The following is an 18,238-nucleotide window of genomic DNA, read 5'->3' on the forward strand; positions in this document are numbered from 1 at the left end:
TCGTTCAGGCAGGCGACGGCATAGTGGCAAGCATTTTTTATACGACAACATTAAACAGCGAGCCTGCGGCATCGCTTCATGGGGGAATGATGGATCTTTGGACCGCTGCTCAGGCTTTGATATTGGGTGTTGTAGAAGGGTTGACGGAGTTCTTGCCGATCTCCAGTACAGGGCATCAGATCATCGTCGCCGACCTGATCGATTTTGGCGGCGAGCGCGCCATGGCCTTCAATATCATCATCCAGCTGGGTGCGATTCTGGCGGTGGTCTGGGAGTTTCGGCGCAAGATTCTCGACGTTGTCGTGGGGTTGCCGAAACAGCAACAGGCGCAGCGTTTCACCCTAAACCTGCTGATCGCCTTCATGCCGGCAGTGGTGCTGGGCGTGATTTTCGCCGATACCATCCACCATTACCTGTTCAATGCCATTACCGTGGCAACGGCGCTGGTCGTGGGTGGTGTGATCATGCTCTGGGCCGAGCGCCGCGAGCACACTGTGCGCACCGAAACCGTCGATGACATGACCTGGAGCGATGCGCTGAAAGTCGGGCTGGTGCAGTGCCTGGCGATGATCCCCGGCACATCGCGCTCGGGCTCGACCATCATTGGCGGCCTGCTGTTCGGCTTGTCACGCAAGGCAGCGACCGAATTTTCGTTCTTTCTGGCCATGCCGACCATGGTCGGTGCAGCCGTGTATTCGGGCTACAAATACCGGGACATGTTTCGCCCGGACGACTTCGCGGTGTTTGCCATCGGTTTCATTACCTCGTTCATCTTCGCGATGATCGCAGTTCGCGCGCTACTCAAGTTCATCGCAACTCATAGCTATGCAGTGTTCGCCTGGTATCGCATCGCCTTCGGCCTGCTGATTCTGGCGACCTGGCAGTTTGGCTGGATCGACTGGGCATCGGCCAAGGCATGACGCGGGCTCGCGAGCCGCAGCGGCCAGCCGGTCGGGGCAGGGCACCGGTCCGGCAATTGCGCCTGAAGGTCTCGGCGTTCCTGCTGCTCTGTGTGCTACCGGTCTACGGCTCGGCGTCGCTTGGGCTCAGGCAGGTCACGTTGATCCCGGCGCTGGCTTTGATAGTCATGAGCCTGCTGGCGTTTGTGCTCTATAGGCATGACAAGCGACAGGCCGGAAACGGCGGTCAGCGTACGCCAGAGAACGTCCTGCATGCCACCGAGCTGCTCGGTGGCTGGCCCGGAGCATTGCTGGCGCAACAGGTGTTTCGGCACAAGACCCGCAAGGTATCTTTCCAGATCGTGTTCTGGCTGATCGTGCTGGCGCATCAGGTGCTGTGGCTTGACTGGCTGTTTCTGGGCAAGCGGCTTTTACAGCTGTTGCCTTTATAGTTTCAAGCCGATCTGCTGTCGTTTCGGTAGCCTGCCGACTACAAGCTGGTGGGAGCGGGTCAGCAGATCACGCACTTCATCGTCGCTCAGTGTGTGCAGGTCTGCCACGCTGATCCAGTGCGCGCGGGCCAGGTAAGGCGCAGGCCGTATGCCGGGCCGATCCACGTAACCCAGAAACAGTTCCGGATGGACCTTGAATGAAAGGTCCTGGCCGACCAGGTCCATGACCGCAAACATCTTTTTTTCGGCAACGGAAAATACGCGCACACCGCCCCATTTGTAATCCTCTCGGGCGCCTGGCAAGTCCAGGCAGAACCGGGCGATGTCTTCTTTGTGACGGGTCTTGTTCACGGAATGCTCCTTCAGTGAGGCGTCGAGCGGTAAGCTGTTCGATAGCCGCACGGATATTCGATCAGCGGATTGTATGCTGCTGCGACACTCATTAGTGTGCAGGTTTGTCCTTCTCCGGAGTCTCGAATGTCTGCCGTGCAACTCGCCGATGGTGAACTGAACTACCTGCTCGAAGGCCCGGCCGGTGCGCCGGTGCTGGTGTTGTCCAACTCGCTGGGCACTGATCTGCATATGTGGGACAACCAGATTCCTGCGTTCATTCGTCATTTTCAGGTGTTGCGCTACGACACGCGCGGGCATGGCAAATCGCTGGTCAGCGAGGGCAGTTACAGCATCGAGCAGAATGGTCGCGACGTGCTGGCGTTGCTGGATGCGCTGCACATAGACACGGCTTTTTTCTGTGGTTTGTCCATGGGCGGCTTGATCGGTCAGTGGCTGGCGATCAATGCGCCGCAGCGCCTGCGCAAGGTCGTGCTGTGCAATACGGCAGCCAGAATCGGCAACCCTGATATCTGGAACCCTCGCATCGAAACCGTTCTGCGTGACGGGCAGTCAGCCATGGTTGCATTGCGTGATGCTTCTGTTGCGCGCTGGTTCACGCCTTCATTTGCGCATGCCGAGCCTGCTGTGGTCGACACGGTTGTCGGTATGCTGGCCCGCACATCGCCACAGGGCTACGCAGCTAATTGCGCTGCCGTGCGTGATGCAGATTTCCGTGAGCAGATTGCCTCCATCCAGCTGCCGGTATTGGTCGTCTGCGGCACTGAAGATGCGGTAACCACTCCCGCGGATGGGCTTTTTATGGTCGAGCGCATTAAAGGTTCGCAGATGATCGAATTGCACGCGGCTCATCTGTCCAGTGTCGAGGCCGGGGAGTCATTCACGGTGCCGGTGCTGGCATTCCTGACGGCCGAGTGAGCTGACGGGATCTGAAACCCGGTATTGAGAGGCTTGCCATGGCGCTGCATACTCGCGGCTCTGAAAGCGAGGTGGCCGGGTGTTTGATCTCAATGATCTGTTTTATTTCGTTCAGGTGGTCGAATGCCTCGGCTTTGCGCCAGCAAGCCGCAAACTGGGGATTCCCAAGTCCAAGCTCAGCCGTCGTATTGCCGGGCTGGAAGAGCGCCTGGGTGTACGACTGATTCACCGCTCGACGCGCACGTTCGCCGTGACCGAGAGCGGGCGCGATTACTACGCTCACTGCGTGGCAATGCTGGTCGAAGCCGAGGCTGCTGAAGAGGCTATTCTGCGTTCCAAGTCCGAGCCGCAGGGCAGGGTGGCGATCAGCTGTCCTCCAGCACTGGCGGCGATGGGCTTCAACGAGACCATTGCCCGGTTCGCGGCCGATCACCCGAAGGTTCAGGTGCAGGTCGAAAGCACCAACCGCCGCGTCGACCCGCTGACGGAGAACATCGATATCGCGTTGCGTGTGCGCTTTCCGCCACTGGAAGACGACGGGCTGGTGGTCAAGTTGCTCGGGCACAGTGCTCAACGTCTGGTCGCACGCCCGGATCTGGCTGCCAGGCTGTCCGCAACATCGACACTCGAGGCGCTATCAACACTGCCCAGCCTCGACACGCCGTCTGCAAGCCATGAGCATCGCTGGCTGTTGGAAACTACTTCCGGCCACTATGCTGAAATTCGTCACACGCCGAGGCTGATCAGCTCGGATCTGGACATGATGCTGCAGGCCGCCCTGCAAGGGGTTGGGGTGGCGCAACTGCCGGAACTGATTGTCCGCGAAGCCTTGCAGGACGGGCGTCTTGTCGAACTGTTCAGTCAGCATCGGCCAAAGTGCGGCATCGTGCACGCCGTGTTTGCTTCGCGCCGTGGGCTGCTTCCCGCGGTCAGAGGGCTGCTGGATGTGTTCGAAACCTCGTTCAAAGAGCTAAGCCTTAGTCCCGACTCGCTTTATTGTTCTCTTCATAGAACGAACAGTCGCATTCAAGACCACTAATCATCTATTGCGATCAAGGATAGGATGCTCGCCACTTCATCGCTAAGTGGCGATTTTCTTTAAGGAGCTACGTTATGAATTTATTGCACCTCGATTCCAGCATCCTCGGCGATCATTCCGCTTCGCGTCAGTTGACCCATGAGGTCGTTCAGGCCTATCAGCGCTCGCATGCCGACAGCCAGGTAACCTACCGCGACCTCGCCAGCGAAGCCCTCGGGCATTTCTCTGCTGCCAGTCTTGCCGCAGCGGGTACCCCTGTAGAAGCCCGAGATGCGTCCCAGCAACAGGAAGTCGACACTAATGAAGCCACCTTGCAGCAGTTTCTTGCCGCCGACGTGCTGGTGATCGGTGCGCCGATGTACAACTTCACTATCCCGTCCCAGTTGAAAGCCTGGTTTGACCGGATCATGGTTGCCGGCCGCACGTTCCGTTATTCCGAAACCGGCCCTGAAGGCCTGTGTGGCGGCAAGAAGGTTATTATTGTTTCCACTTCCGGTGGCCTGCACGTCGGGCAGCCAACCGGCGCTGGCCACGAAGAACTGCTCAAGGCGCTGTTCGCCTTCATCGGTATCACCGACCTGCAATTTGTTCGCGCGCACGGCCTGGCCTATGGTGAAGAGCCGCGTGCCAACGCCATGACAGCCGCGCAGCAACATATCGAGAGCGAGCTGTTCGCCGCCTGAGTCGGTGATGGTCTGAACAAGACTCCACAACTCGCGCGAGCAACGTGCGCCGGGTTGTGGAGTTTTTTGTGCGCCGCATAAATGCACGCAGTCTTGAGCGTACTCAACCTTGACAGCTTCCTTACAGGTAAGCGGGTTATTCAAGGACTAAACTGCATCTTCGCGGCACTGTGTTTGCGGTTTTGTGGTGCTTTTCACGATTGCTGAAAAGAGCGGGCGGTTTATGGCCCGGCTTGTGCACTATTTCTGTTTTACACACTCTCATCTGGGTGAGAGCGGCGCGCTGGAGCACGATGCTCGACACAAGCGCTGAATGGACTATCCGGGCGAGCCTCCGGATTTGCAAAGGTTGGGCCTTTCGATGGTACGTCTTTGTGCAGTGATGCTGGTTTGCTTGCTCGACAGCCTGATTGCGGTTCACGCTCAGGCCGATGACGCCTGGAGCGCGGGCTATCACGAGCTGAGTTTCCCTGACCCGCTGGATTCACAGCCGGTGCAGGCCATCGCTTTTTACCCGTCGACCGCCAGTGAGCAGTGGAGCACCCTGCACGGCTATCGCGTCGAGGCCGGCGAAAATGCGCCGATTGCAATGGGCCGGTTCCCGTTGCTGCTGCTGTCTCATGGCAATACCGGTACACCGCTGGCGTTGCATGACCTGGCCACATCATTGGCGCGCCAGGGGTTTGTGGTGGTTGCTGTGGTTCATCCTGGCGACAATGATCGTGATCACAGTCGGTTGGGCAGCCTGAGTAACCTGTATGGTCGCCCGCTGCAGATCTCTGAAGCGATCAGCACGGCCTTGCTCGACCCTATGCTTGCCCCTTATCTCAATGCTCGTCAGGTGGGCGTGATCGGCTATTCGGCGGGTGGCGAAACTGCGCTTATTCTTGCGGGCGCGCAGCCTGATCTACAGCGCCTGCGCCAGTATTGCCTCGAACGCCCCACAGACCGTGACGCCTGCAAGACTCAAGGGGAGCTGGTCGCTGACCGCGATGACCTGCATGCCCAGGCTGACCCCAGGGTCGGTGCGCTGATGTTGATGGCCCCGTTGAGCCTGATGTTCGGCCGTCACACGCTGGGCGATGTGCATGTACCGGTGCTGATGTATGCCGGGGATGACGACCAGTTGCTGGCCATCGACCGCAACGCCGAAGCGCTGGCGCGCAAACTGCCGCAGGCACCGGACTATAAGTTGTTGGCGGGGGCAGGGCACTTTGTCTTTATGGCACCGTGCAGTGACGAACAGCGTTCGAGCGCACCGTTACTGTGCAACGACCCTGACGGAGTGGACCGCGAAGACATTCACCGCAACCTGAGCGCAGAAGCTGTGCGCTTCTTCAGCACGGCGCTCAATTCTGCCGACCCTGACCATTCAGGTATGCAGACAGCGCATCACGAATAAGCGCTTTTCAGGCGTTCAGCGAACTCAGAAAGTCGCCAAACCCGCCTCTGGCTTTTGAGTCCAGGCGGGTACTGGTCGTGACCCGCGGGCGGCAGCTCCAGGCGATCCGCGCGCCGATCAGCTCCAGCTGGCGAACCAGATGCACGTCTTCGTGGCAGGCCAGTGCCGGAAACCCGCCTGCACTGATATAGGCAATTGAGCTGACACCCAGGTTGGCACCATGAATGTGCCGATGGCCGTCCCGGTGCTGGTAATGCTTGAGGTAAGCCGCCTGCGCAGCCGCAGAGATATCCTTGTTCCAATCGCCGGGCATGACGGTCCCGCATACCGCATCGGCATCCAGTGCCAGTTGCTCGGCAAGCCAGTCATTCGCCACGGTGCTGTCGCCATCGGTGCAGGCCAGCCAGCGCGCACCTCGGTCGAGGAGAAAAGCTGCTCCTTCGGCGCGTGCCTGTCCGACGTTGCGGGCCGAGACCTCAAGGACCATCACCCCGTGCGCTCGCGCGATGTCTGCCGAGCTGTCGGTGCAACTGTCGAGAACCACCAGCACCTCTACTCGCTCACCCTTGAGATCCGGGTGTTCAGCCGCCTGCTTTATCGTTTCGAGGCACAAATCGAGTAGCTGCTCTTCATTGTGCACCGGGATCAGAATGCCGATCATCGGAGAATTCCTGTTCTGCTACGGAGGTTCCATCACGACTCCACAGGTCCAGCAGAAAATCCTGTTCGTGATGACTGAAAAGGCGGTGCATGGCCAAGCGTTCGGCAAGGATATCGTGTACAGCCTGCGCGTTCAGCGGGCAGCCCTCGATATCAGGACGCCAGTGACAGGCGAGCAACTGGCCGTCAGGTGAAAGCGAGGATAGAACGCAGTCGATCAGGCGGTGCAGGTCATCGACGTCCAGGTAGTAACCCAGTTCGCTGAAGACGATCAGATCAAATTGTCCCTGCGGCCATTGCTTTGGCAAACGGGCCTGCAACACGCGCACATGGGGCAGGCCTGCCAAACGCTTGCGTGCCAGATCCACCGCCAGGTTTGACGTGTCGCAGCACACCAGTGCGTCACAGCGACCGGCAAGGTCGGCACTGAGTTCGCCATTGGCACAGCCAGGCTCGAATACCGAGCGATAGTGTTCACGGGGCAGCGCGGCCAGTGTCAGCGCACGCTTGCGCCGCTCATACCAGCGTTGCTTGAACGCCCACGGGTCATCGTTGTTGCGAAACAGTTCATCGAAATAGCCGTCTTCGACGCTCATACAAACACCAGTTCAAACGGTTGCAGCAGTCTTTCCAGAACAACGGCTGGCAGAACGGGCGCAAGACCGATGGCCGGGTCACCCTGCAATTGGCTGACGAACGCCTGAGCGGCATTGCGTTTACGAGCAAGGGTCGCCGGGTCCAGCAGCAACTTGCGTGCGCGGTCCCATGGCAGACGCTCATCTTCAGGGTCAGCCCAGTGCCAGGCCCAGACCGGTACTTCGCAAAGCTGCGCCCCGGTAGACGCACAGGCTCTTGCACTGGCGCGGCCAACGGCTTCGTGGTCGCCATGACCATCTTCTGCCCAAGTGGCGAACACTACGTCGGCAGGGCCCAGATGACGTTCAAGAAACTCTGCCAGCTGATCTTCGGACTCGGCCACGGCACCATCCTGCAAGCCGCAGCGCAGCCACTCAAGACGCTCAAGGGGAATATCGAGACGATTCAAGGCTTCGGCGCTTTCCTGGGGCCGGATTGCAGACAGTCGATCGACAGGCCAGAGCGTGGAGCCCGGATGGCTGGCAGTGCCGTCAGTGACCGAGATCAACAACAGATTGCGTTCCAGCTGCGCCAACTGGCTCATCAAGCCGCCGCATGCCAGTACTTCATCGTCCGGATGCGGGGCGATGATGACCGCCCTGCAATTGTTCGGCACCAGCAGGTCTGCCGTAATCGCAGGTACGCTGCGCAGTTTGCCGGAGGCGTTCCAGGCAGCCAGAGGCGTGCCTTGGCCAGACTCGTCGTCGCTGACTAGAAAGCCTTCGCTCATGATGGATACGCTCTCATAGTGACCACGTGCGTAAAGCTGGCAGCCGTTTACCCGTCAATTGACCCAGTGCAGCAAGGTCCTGCTCGGCATGACTCTGGCGCAGAAAAACCGGCAGGTCGGTGATCAGTCGAGCGAAGTGCGGGTCCTTGCAGTAAGGACCCGCACCTACCGCGCGGCCCACGTGCTGAATGACCAGTTCCGCAGCGTGCTCCACGTAGGCACGACAGCGTCTGGCGAGCACCTCGGCATTTTCAGCCGGGGCCTGATCCAGATGCGCAGCGGCGGCACGCAGTACATCGATTGCTGCGTGCAACGCGACATCTACAGCACCCAGGTGCGCAAGAGCGTGTGGCTCTTCGCGTTTGCCGACCTGTGCCAGCAAGCGTTGGGCGATCGCCCGGGAGGCACCATACCAACACGCCGCGATGCCGATGCCGCCTTGCCAGAAGCCAGGCCGTTCCAGGTAGCCGCCCGGCGCTCCAATCGCTTGCCCGGTAGCGTGCTCGAACACAACTTCGACGCTGCCGGTGGCGCCCATGCCCACTGCGCGCCAGCCATCACTGGTCATATGCACGCCGGGCTGGTCGAGTTGCACCGCCACCAGTTGCTGGCGATGTTCTTCATCCCATGTGGTGATCAATGCATGGCTCAAGGCCGTAGCACCGGAACACCACGCTTTTCGGCCATTCAGACGAATTGAATCGCCAGTGCCGCTGATATTCACCCGTGCCTGCGGCGGCTCTGCCGCCCACATGCCCCAGGTGCTGAATTGTTCGGGGGGCGGGGCACCCAGTTCCGCCATGATCGCCAAGGCGTCGGTATGCCCCTCGTACAACTTGCACAACCCCAGGTCATGGCCTGCAATGCAGGCCAGCGCCCGCCAGCGCTCAAGTGTCTGACCGCTGGCAGGCAGGGGGAGCTGATCCAGACCTTCGTTGACCAATGCCTGCAAGCACTCGCCCAGCGCACGCGTATCGGCATAACCGTGCTTGCGCCAGTCGAGAAACTCACTCAAGGCATCAATCATTGCTGGTCTTCGCGCTTCAGTTCGAACAGCAGCAGCGAGCGCGGCGTGACGGTATATTGCGAACCGAACGCAAAGTGCTCCTTGCTGCGTGCATCATCCTGATTGGTGTCGATCAGGCACTCATAATGGGTGCCTTCAGGCACTTCCGGCAGGGTGAAGTTGACCCCGTCGTGGTGCGCGTTGACGACCAGCAGCAGCGTAGCGTCGGCACCTGGACGACGGATACCGGTTTCCTGTGCACGGCCATCCATCAACATGCCCAGGCAACGGCCATTGGCATCGTGCCATTGCTCGACACTCATCTCGTTGCCATCCGGAGCGAGCCAGGTTACGTCCTTGACGCCGATTTCTTCGTTGTAATCGCCCACCAGGAAGCGACTGCGGCGCAGGATCGGGTAGGTCTGACGCAGCTTGATCACGCGGGTCACGAACTTGAGCAATGCTGCGCCGTCCTCGTCCAGATCCCAGTTGATCCAGCCAATTTCGCTGTCCTGACAGTAGGCATTGTTATTGCCGTGCTGGGTACGGGCGAACTCGTCACCGGCGACGATCATCGGCGTACCTTGCGCCAGCAGCAAAGTAGCGAAGAAGTTACGCATTTGACGCAGACGCAGGGTGTTGATTTCCGCGTCTTCGGTCGGGCCTTCGACGCCGTGGTTCCAGGACAGGTTGTTGTTGCTGCCGTCCTGGTTGTTTTCGTCGTTGGCTTCGTTGTGCTTGTCGTTGTACGACACCAGGTCGTGCAGCGTGAAACCATCGTGCGCGGTGATGAAGTTCACCGACGCCTGTGGACGCCGACCGCGCTGGTTGAACATGTTGCCGGAGGCGGTCATGCGTGCCGCGAAGTCTGCCAATTGGCCTTCGTCGCCTTTCCAGAAGGCACGTACGGTGTCACGAAACTTGTCGTTCCACTCCATCCAGCCTGGTGGGAAACCGCCGACCTGATAGCCACCTGGGCCACAGTCCCAAGGCTCGGCGACCAGTTTGACCTGACGCAGCACCGGGTCCTGACGGCAGGCGACCAGGAAGCTGTGACGTTCGTCGAAACCATCGTGGTAGCGACCCAGAATGGTTGCCAGGTCGAAGCGGAACCCGTCGACATGCATTTCCGAAGCCCAGTAACGCAGGGAGTCAGTGACCATCTGCAGTACGCACGGGTGGCTCAGGTCGAGGGTGTTGCCGGTGCCTGAGTCATTGATGTAATAACGCTTGTCGTCCGGCATCAGCCTGTAATAGGAGGCGTTGTCGATACCGCGCATGGACAGGGTAGGGCCAAGCTCGTTGCCTTCGGCCGTGTGGTTGTAGACCACATCAAGAATGACCTCCAGCCCGGCATGATGCAGGTGCGCAACCATTTCCTTGAATTCGGCAATCTTGCCGCTCGCCAGATAACGCGGGTCTGGCGCAAAGAACGCAATACTGTTGTAGCCCCAGTAGTTGGTCATTCCTTTTTGCAGCAGATGCTGATCGTTGACGAAGGCGTGTATCGGCAGCAGCTCGACGGATGTTACACCCAGCTTGCGGATGTGGTCGACAACGGGAGCTGATCCCAGACCGGCAAACGTGCCGCGCAGCTCTTCGGCAACTTCCGGGTGGCGCATGGTGATGCCGCGCACGTGGGTTTCATAAAAAATGGTCTTGTCCCAAGGCGTACCGACGCGCTGATCTCGGCCCCAGGTGTAAGCCTCGTCGATCACCTTGCTCTTCGGTACAAAGGGCGCGCTGTCACGTTCATCGAAGCTCAGGTCGCCGTCAGGATGACCAATGGTGTAACCGAACAATGCTTCAGACCACTTCAATTCGCCGACCAGTTGCTTGGCATACGGGTCGATCAACAGTTTGTTGTGGTTGAAGCGATGACCGTTTTTAGGGTCATAAGGGCCGTAGACGCGATAGCCATAGATCAGGCCCGGATGCGCATCTGGCAGGTAGCCGTGATACGTCTCATCGGTGTATTCCGGAAGTTCGATGCGTTCCAGTTCGATTTCACCGGTCGAGTCAAACAGACACAACTCTACTTTGGTGGCGTTGGCCGAAAACAGGGCAAAGTTGACACCCAGGCCGTCCCAGCTAGCGCCGAGAGGAAAGGGAAGTCCTTCACGAATGCGAGACGGGGTGCTGCCTGGATTGTCTTGCGGGGCTGAATTATCTTCTGCCGTTGTAGTGGACTTCGTATTCATGATGACTTCCTGACGTCGAATGATTTTCTGAGCGGCCAAGGCCGCTATCGAAGCCACAAGGGCTTCAATATTGACGATAAAGTATGGGGGTGTAGCAGGCCTCATCTCCGATCAGAGTGCGACCTGCAACAATGGACTGGCGCCCGGCCAGAAGAGTTTCAAGAATTCGACGGTTTGCGTGGCTTCTTGGCAGCAGGCTTGGCTGGGGCATCAGTTGGCGCAGCGGTAGCCGGCTTGGCTTTGGGAGCAGGCTTGGGAGCCGCCTTGGCCGCTGGCTTTGGCTTGGCTTCAGCTGCGGGCTTGGCCGCTGGCTTTGCTGCTGGTGCTGACTTCGCCACAGGCTTGGCTGCGCCCTTGGCAGGCGCCTTGGCGCTGTCTACTTCAGGCAGCTTGGGCTTGCTGGACTTGCGCACGCTGGACTTGTCAGGTGCCAGGGCTTCTGCTTCTGCAAGCTTGCGCGCCATCTCCCAGTGACGCTCGTCGTGTCCGGAGGGCTTACCCTCGGACTCCCAGATTTGGTAAGCAAAATCGCGAATTCTTTTTTCGTCGGCACTCATCTTGAGACTCCCAGCTATTACATAGTTTGAATAAGCAAATTGACGGAAAATCTTTCAAGCGCTGCACTGAGCGGTATCTCCCGAACGTGTGTTGCGACACCGTCGGAAAAGAGTCCTTTCCAGTCAGATCCAGAGTCGGCAAACGGAAGCATAATCCGTGTGTCGCCCCAATTGGCAGCATTAATCAATGGAGTTTGCGCAGTACCCAATAGTTCACTGCTTGTGCGTGGGACTACGATGATAGCGCGTACTCCTTGTGTCTCCCGGGCAAAAGCCATCACGTGCCCGGCGTGGCTACCCTTTATTTCCAGAGGCTGATAACGCCCCTCGCTGAACAGCGTTGGGTGCTCGGCACGCAGGTTCAAAACCTTCGCAATCAGCGCCTGTTTGATGCGGCCATCCTGCCAGTTATCGAGCAGGTCGGCAGCGCTTGCATCTTCTGCCAGCGCTTTCTGTCGGGCTGCATAATCAACCGGTCGCCGGTTGTCCGGATCCACCAGGCTGAAATCCCAGAACTCGGTGCCCTGATACAAATCGGGAACACCGGGTACGGTCAAGCGTAGCAAGGTTTGCGCCAGACTGTTGAGTGCCCCGGCGGTCGCGATACGATTGGCCGTTGCACTCAGTGACTGGCGCAACGCGAGCGCTTCAGGAGCCAACAGCAAACGTTCAAGAAATTCGCGGCAAGCCGTTTCGTAAGGCTGATTCGGCGCGCTCCAGCTGCTTTGCAGCTTGGCTTCGCGCAGGGCTTTCTCTTGCCACTGCACCATGCGCTTCGCGTATTCCTGGTGAGCTTCTTCGCCCTCCAGGCTCAGCGGCCAGCTGCCCAGCAAGGCCTGATAAAGCATCAGCTCGTCACCCGCACTGATGGCCGGTTCTTCGCCTTTCAGGGGCACTGCCAGCTGTCTCCAGCGTTCTACCTGTTCGGCGTACCACGGCGCACATTCACTCAGGACCGCAAGGCGTGTACGTGTGTCCTCGCCACGCTTGTGATCGTGCGTTGCAGTGGTCAGCAAGTTGTCGGGGAATTTTTCCAGACGCTCCAGGCAGACCTGATGGAAGTCTTCCACCGGCGCACTGAAATGCTGCGGATGAAAGCCTACGTCGTTGCGCGACAACAGCACTGCAGAGCGATAGAACGAGGTGTCCTCAACCGACTTGGCGGCAACCGGGGAGGTCAGTTGCTGGAACCGTACACACGCATTCTTGTACAGCTTGCGCAACGGTCCGCGTGGCAGTTTTCGCCACGCTTCGCCACCCAGCCAGCGTGCCAGATAATCCAGCACTGGCCAGTCGCCTTCGTTCAAAGTGGTGCGAGCGCCTTCCATTGCCTGCTGGAAATACTTGTCGTCCTGCGCCGAGCGGCCGCATACCGAGATATAGGTGCGATAAATCGGAAAATTGACGATCAGCGCGAGCAGGGCACGGCGAATTGCACCCAGCGTGAGGTCACGACTCATCAGGTCGCTGCGTGCAACTTGCAGCAACGACTGCGCGACGTTCTCGAAATCGCCCGCCAGTGTGCCGTGCAGGACCAGATCCCGGGCCACCAGCACTTCTTGATCGAAGTCAGCGGTACGTTCTGTCAGTCGACTCCACAGCTCTCCAAGCGGCTCTTTGCCCTTGGGATCGTGTTGCAGCAGCGAGACCTGATTCATGAACTCGTAGCCGGTCGTGCCGTCCACACTCCAGTCTTCACGCAACGGCTCATCCGGCCCCAGAATTTTCTCGACGAAAATAGGCAGATGATCAATGCGCGCCTCGGCAGGACGCAGCTTGAGCAGGCTTTTTACCCGGCGATGCAACTTGCGGCCGTAGCCGCGCGGGTTGGCCAGCCCATCGATATGATCGATCCGCAACCCGTCAACCAGGCCGTCGGCAATCAGCTGGAATATCTTGCCGTGGGTGGCTTCAAATACCTGTGGCCGTTCGACACGCAAACCACCTAGCTCGTTGATGTCGAAGAAGCGCCGCCAATTGATGTCATCACCGGCAGTACGCCAGCTGGCCAGACGATAGTGTTGACGTTCCAGCAACTGATGCAGACGCTGAAAGCCTTCCGGCTTGCTGGAGTCGAAGTGCGCAAGGATCTGCTCGATGCCTTTGAGCACCTGCGGATCTTTCGCCAGCTCGGCCAGCTCGGTTCTGGCCTGACGTGCACGTTCGTAGGCTTGCGGGTATTGAGCAAGCGCAGTGAAGCGCTGGCCCATTTCCTTCAATTGCGGGTGTTCGACTGCCTGAAGCAATGAATCATAGGTCAGCGGGCAGATCGGGAAATGATGCTGGTAGTGCTCGATATAAAACATGCCGCGCTCGGCGTTGAAGCGCAGCGGGATTTCTCCGGCCTGCAGGACGGTGCCGTAATCGCTGCTCAGAAACGGCAGCAGCAACTGGCCTTCCAGCAACGGATCCGGCGAATTCCACTGAATGTCGAAGAACTCGGCATACGGGCTGCGACGACCCCATTCGAGCAGGTCCAGCCACCAGGGATTGTCTGCACCACCGACGGCCATGTGGTTGGAGACGATGTCGAGGATCAGCCCCATGCCGTGTTCGCGCAAAGCCGATACCAGACGCAGCAGGGCAGGCTCGCCACCCAGTTCCGGGTTGATGACGGTCGGGTCGACGACGTCGTAACCATGCATTGAGCCAGCACGCGCCTTGAGCAGCGGCGAGGCATAGACATGGCTGATCCCCAGGCTGGCGAAGTAGGGCACCAGTGGCACCGCATCGTCGAGCGTGAAATCTTTATGAAATTGTAAACGCTGGGTAGCGCGCAAAGGCTGTAATGGACGGGTCATTGGTCACGCTCCGCAGCTTGCAGCCGGGATTGGGAGAGCAATTCCAGTCGTCGAGCAGCATTCGGGTTATCAAGCAAGGAGGCCGCATCGCCGGGGAGGCGTCTGCGCCAGTTCGGGTGGCTGTCAATGGTGCCGGGCAGGTTGGCCTGCTCCTTGACACCCAGCGCGTCTTCCATCGGTAGCAGCACCAGTGGAGCGCGCGTGTGACCCAGATAGCGGATACTCGCGTCGATGATCTGCTCAGGGTCTTCACTGTCGGACGGCAGGCTGTCGACGTTCTGACTCAAGGCTCGGCACAGGCTTGCATATTCGCGCCCGCGTTCTTCACGCCATTGCGATTCATGTTGCTCGTCAATGTGACCCAGCTGGGCATTCCACTCGATATCCAGCTCGCTGAGCCAGCCTGCCAGTGTCGGCAAATCGTGGGTACTGGTGGTGGCCAGTGCCTGGTCCGACCAGTCAAGGATGGGCTTGAACTGACCGTTGTTCTGTTCGAAGAGCAGCACACGCATGCCCAGAATCGCCCGAGCGCTGAGCTTGTCGCTGAGACCTTCAGGCACAGTCCCAAGGTCTTCACCGAGCACGATCGCCTTGTGCCGCCAGGATTCCAGACTCAGCAGGCGAAGCATGTCGTCCAACGGGAAATTCAGATACGCGCCTTCACTGGGAGGCGCCCCCTGAGGGATGACCCATAGCCGCTGCAAGCCCATGACATGGTCGATACGCAACCCGCCGGCATGGGCGAAGTTGGCCCGCAGCATCTCGATGAACGCGCGAAAACCGTTACGCTTGAGGCCGTCCGGTGAAAACGCGGAAATCCCCCAGCTCTGGCCGGCACGGTTGAGAATGTCGGGTGGTGCGCCAACAGTCAGAGCCGACAGCAACTCGTCCTGACGACTCCAGGCCTGACTTCCGGCACCATCGGCACCCACTGCCAGGTCGGCGATCAGGCCGATGCGCATGCCACTGCTGCGTGCGGCAGACTGCGCACGCTCCAGGCCGCGGGCGATGAGCCATTGAGCGAATGCATGAAAACTGATGTGCTCGCTGTGCGCTTCGGCAAATGCTGCTACGGCGTCACTACGAGGGTCTTTGAACTCTTCCGGCCATTCATGCCAATTGTTGCCGATATTCAACGTTTCGGATTCGGCACACAGCGCTTCGAAGCGGCAGTGGTTCTCCAGGGCCTCGCCACCGCTGTGGCGGAAGCTGTTGAAGTCTTCGTGCAAAGGGTGATCACCCGCACTGAACCCTTCGTACAGCTTGTGCAGCGCTTTCCACTTGGCTTGGGCAGCAGCAGGCCAGTCAATCAACTGCTGCGCTTCCAGTTGCTTCATTTCGTCACCGACGCGCGCGTCTTCTATCGCCTGACGCCATGCATGTTCACCCAGAATGGCACCGGGCGACGCATACAGGCTATTTAGAAACAGTCGGCTGGACGGCGAATAAGGGCTGTAACGGTGTGGATCATTGGCGAACATTGCATGGATCGGGCTGATGCCCAGCGCATCGGCACCGCGCTCTCCGGCAGCGCGAACAACCTTCTCCAGTGCTTCCGTATCGCCAAAACCGCCATCGCCCTCGCGGCGCAGGCTGTAAAGCTGAGCAGTCAGACCCCAGCCATGCGGCTTCGGCGCATCGGTGGCCATTGCCATGCTGAAACAGGTTTTAGGGGCGACAGCGATGGTCAGATGTTGACCGGCAATCTCCAACTGTTGATAGCCGGGCGGTGCCAGCGCTGGAAGTTCGCCGGACGCGGTGAGCCTGGCGTCCAGCGATGAACCGTCTTCTAGGTGCAGCGTGAATGGCGTTTGCGGCGCAAACCACTCGGACAGATCCAGATTACTGTCCGTGTCGACCGTCAGCAGCGGCGGGGCGCTTTTGCCGTGGCTGGCGTTTTGCAGACTTAACAGGCTGGCATCGATAGCCTCGCCGTTTTCGGCCGGATAGCCCAGCGCCTCCAGAACCTTGCGCAGTACATCAGGGCTGACAGTCTGCGGCCGAGCGTTGGCATCGACCCAATGTACCGATAGCCCTGCCTCGGTCGCAAGCCTCTCCAGTTGCTCATTGTTCATCCTGTTCCTCCAGAACATCACTTGCTGTCAGGCTGACAATGGCCGTGTAAGGATTGAGGATGGCCTGCGGGGAAAGTTCGGACGATTTTGCGGCGCTGGAGAATATCTGCCGGGCATTTTGCTGCGGCGGAGCATCGACAGCCTGTTCGCTCAGGTTCAGGTCGATACGCAGTTCGCTGCCATCGCCAAGCGCCCAGCGTGCACTGACTGCCTTGTCGCCGAGAATATCGGTTTTCAGGAAGCGTGCACCGGGCAGGCGCGGCATGATTTCTTTGTGCCGCAAAGCCAGCAACTGTGTATAAAAGTCGACCCAGCTGCGGTGATCCAGGCCTTTGTCGGTCTCCAGATCAACTGCCGAAAACGCCGGACGCGATGCCTCGAATGTCTTGATGTCGTTCGGGTCGGGAATGTGCTCGCGCTTTTCCGGGTCGGCGAATGCGGCAAAGTCGGCAAACTCCTTGCGACGTCCTTCGCGCACCGCATCGGCCAGTTCGCCGTGGTGGCTGGTGAAGAACAGAAACGGTTCGCTGGCCGCCCACTCATCGCCCATGAACATCAGCGGAATCATCGGCGAAAGCAGCAACAGGGCGGTTGCGGCCTTCAGCGCAGCAGGCGTGCACAGCTGCGGCAAACGTTCACCGAGTGCGCGGTTGCCGATCTGGTCATGGTTCTGCAGAAACAACACAAAGGCTGTTGGCGCAAGGTGGCCGCTGGGCTCGCCTCGCGTGTGTCCATGCCGCGTCTGTTCGCCCTGATAGACAAACCCTTCGCTGAGCAGGCGCGCAAGCTTTTGCGTAGGCTCCTGAGCGAAGTCGGAATAATAGGCGTCGGTTTCACCGGTCAGCAGCACGTGCAAAGTGTTGTGCCCGTCGTCGTCCCATTGTGCATCGAAGCCTTTCTCCAGAAGACCGGCCTGGTTGAACTCGTTCTCAAGGTTCAGCCACACGTGCCTGCCCGGCTCGATCTGGCCGCGTACGCGAGTTGCGAATTCTGGCAGGAACGTTTCATCGCGAATGGCATGCACAGCGTCCATGCGCAAGCCGTCGATGCGGTATTCCAGCAGCCACATCAGCGCATTGTCGACGAAGAAGTCGCGCACCTGCGGGCGGCGAAAATCAATGGCATCGCCCCACGGGGTATGCAGATCGCTGCGGAAAAACTCCTTGGCGTAACTTCCCAGGTAGTTGCCGTCCGGGCCGAAGTGGTTGTACACCACGTCCAGAATTACCATCAGGCCAAGACCGTGAGCTGTATCGATCAGGTGCTTGAGCTCTTCCGGAGTGCCATAGGAAGATTGCGGGGCGTAGTGCAGAACGCCGTCGTAGCCCCAGTTGCGATCACCGGGAAACTGCGCAAGCGGCATCAGCTCGATCGCGGTAACGCCCATTTGCGCAAGGCGCGGCAGGTGTTTTTCCACCGCAGCATAGCCGCCCATCGCACCTACGTGCAGCTCATAGATCACCGCCTCATGCCACGGCCGACCTTGCCATGAGGTGTTTTGCCATGAATAGGCCAGAGGGTCCACTACGAAGCTTTGAGAATGGACATCGTCGACCTGCGCGCGGGAGGCGGGGTCAGGCACTTCCAGTTCATGGTCGATTTTGAAGCTGTATCGAGTGCCCGCTTCGCAGCGGGCCTCAAGGACGAACCAGCCGTCCGGCTGGGGCAGCATGGCCAGTGACTGAACACCCTGGCCATCCTGGAGTTCGACATTTACGTAGTTGGCATCCGGTGCCCAGAGGGCAAACCGGGTGTGTTCGAGGTCTAGCAAGACGGCGCCGTGGCGCCAGTTATCGTCTGTACGCAGTGGCATCCATTGATCCTTAAA

Annotated in this window: 16 protein-coding genes; 6 read left to right on the forward strand and 10 right to left on the reverse strand. The window is 59.3% G+C overall.

What is annotated here, in order from left to right; translation table 11 throughout:
• Positions 1-89 precede the first annotated feature (89 nt).
• Positions 90-920: an undecaprenyl-diphosphate phosphatase gene (locus tag RYC18_RS10280; protein WP_054078925.1), complete on the forward strand. Its 831-nt coding sequence runs from the start codon at positions 90-92 to the stop codon at positions 918-920.
• Positions 917-1,351: a DUF1294 domain-containing protein gene (locus tag RYC18_RS10285; protein ID WP_016980828.1), complete on the forward strand. Its 435-nt coding sequence runs from the start codon at positions 917-919 to the stop codon at positions 1,349-1,351. Before RYC18_RS10280 ends, RYC18_RS10285 begins: the two co-directional genes overlap by 4 nt.
• Here RYC18_RS10285 and RYC18_RS10290 read toward each other — a convergent pair.
• The gene (locus tag RYC18_RS10290; protein ID WP_002553268.1) at positions 1,346-1,702 is read right to left on the reverse strand and encodes an MmcQ/YjbR family DNA-binding protein; all 357 of its coding nucleotides are present in this window, start codon (positions 1,700-1,702) and stop codon (positions 1,346-1,348) included. The two genes, RYC18_RS10285 and RYC18_RS10290, sit on opposite strands and share 6 nt — an antisense overlap.
• A gap of 126 nt (positions 1,703-1,828) precedes the next feature.
• On the opposite strand from RYC18_RS10290, the gene pcaD reads away from it, so the two are divergent.
• The 4 genes from pcaD (at position 1,829) to RYC18_RS10310 (ending at position 5,744) form a co-directional block, all read left to right on the forward strand.
• Entirely contained in the window at positions 1,829-2,620 is a 792-nt protein-coding gene (gene pcaD, locus RYC18_RS10295) for a 3-oxoadipate enol-lactonase (RefSeq protein ID WP_005745164.1), read from the forward strand.
• A 79-nt stretch (positions 2,621-2,699) separates the two neighbouring features.
• Positions 2,700-3,659: a LysR substrate-binding domain-containing protein gene (locus RYC18_RS10300; RefSeq protein WP_005745162.1), complete on the forward strand. Its 960-nt coding sequence runs from the start codon at positions 2,700-2,702 to the stop codon at positions 3,657-3,659.
• A gap of 74 nt (positions 3,660-3,733) precedes the next feature.
• Positions 3,734-4,342, forward strand: a complete 609-nt coding sequence (locus RYC18_RS10305; protein ID WP_002553271.1) for an FMN-dependent NADH-azoreductase — start codon at positions 3,734-3,736, stop codon at positions 4,340-4,342.
• 361 nt (positions 4,343-4,703) lie between these two features.
• Entirely contained in the window at positions 4,704-5,744 is a 1,041-nt protein-coding gene (locus RYC18_RS10310; RefSeq protein WP_005745161.1) for an alpha/beta hydrolase family protein, read from the forward strand.
• A 7-nt stretch (positions 5,745-5,751) separates the two neighbouring features.
• On the opposite strand, the gene RYC18_RS10315 is transcribed toward RYC18_RS10310, so the two are convergent.
• The 9 genes from RYC18_RS10315 to treZ all read right to left on the reverse strand — a co-directional run bounded on the left by RYC18_RS10315 (position 5,752) and on the right by treZ (position 18,223).
• On the reverse strand, positions 5,752-6,405 hold the full coding sequence (locus RYC18_RS10315; protein ID WP_002553273.1) for a glycosyltransferase: 654 nt from the start codon (positions 6,403-6,405) through the stop codon (positions 5,752-5,754).
• Positions 6,374-7,000 carry an SAM-dependent methyltransferase gene (locus tag RYC18_RS10320; RefSeq protein WP_057405058.1) on the reverse strand — a complete coding sequence of 209 codons (627 nt, stop codon included), beginning with the start codon at positions 6,998-7,000 and terminating at the stop codon, positions 6,374-6,376. Before RYC18_RS10320 ends, RYC18_RS10315 begins: the two co-directional genes overlap by 32 nt.
• Positions 6,997-7,770, reverse strand: a complete 774-nt coding sequence (locus RYC18_RS10325) for a PIG-L deacetylase family protein (protein ID WP_005745159.1) — start codon at positions 7,768-7,770, stop codon at positions 6,997-6,999. Before RYC18_RS10325 ends, RYC18_RS10320 begins: the two co-directional genes overlap by 4 nt.
• Before the next feature lie 13 nt (positions 7,771-7,783).
• Complete coding sequence (locus RYC18_RS10330) at positions 7,784-8,797, reverse strand: acyl-CoA dehydrogenase family protein (RefSeq protein ID WP_057405056.1); 1,014 nt, start codon at positions 8,795-8,797, stop codon at positions 7,784-7,786.
• The gene (glgX, locus tag RYC18_RS10335) at positions 8,794-10,977 is read right to left on the reverse strand and encodes a glycogen debranching protein GlgX (protein WP_004667555.1); all 2,184 of its coding nucleotides are present in this window, start codon (positions 10,975-10,977) and stop codon (positions 8,794-8,796) included. Before glgX ends, RYC18_RS10330 begins: the two co-directional genes overlap by 4 nt.
• A gap of 158 nt (positions 10,978-11,135) precedes the next feature.
• Positions 11,136-11,534, reverse strand: a complete 399-nt coding sequence (locus RYC18_RS10340; RefSeq protein ID WP_002553277.1) for a DUF2934 domain-containing protein — start codon at positions 11,532-11,534, stop codon at positions 11,136-11,138.
• Positions 11,535-11,551: 17 nt separating this feature from the next.
• Positions 11,552-14,335: a malto-oligosyltrehalose synthase gene (locus RYC18_RS10345; protein ID WP_016980823.1), complete on the reverse strand. Its 2,784-nt coding sequence runs from the start codon at positions 14,333-14,335 to the stop codon at positions 11,552-11,554.
• A complete protein-coding gene (gene malQ / locus RYC18_RS10350; RefSeq protein ID WP_016980822.1) occupies positions 14,332-16,410 on the reverse strand; it encodes a 4-alpha-glucanotransferase in 2,079 nt (692 codons plus the stop codon). The genes RYC18_RS10345 and malQ overlap by 4 nt, the downstream gene beginning before the upstream one ends.
• On the reverse strand, positions 16,400-18,223 hold the full coding sequence (gene treZ, locus RYC18_RS10355) for a malto-oligosyltrehalose trehalohydrolase (RefSeq protein ID WP_057405055.1): 1,824 nt from the start codon (positions 18,221-18,223) through the stop codon (positions 16,400-16,402). Before treZ ends, malQ begins: the two co-directional genes overlap by 11 nt.
• Positions 18,224-18,238: the final 15 nt, after the last annotated feature.

It is taken from the genome of Pseudomonas syringae group sp. 247E2 (genome assembly GCF_032587795.1).
In the GTDB taxonomy this organism is placed as follows: Bacteria; Pseudomonadota; Gammaproteobacteria; order Pseudomonadales; family Pseudomonadaceae; genus Aquipseudomonas; species Aquipseudomonas amygdali.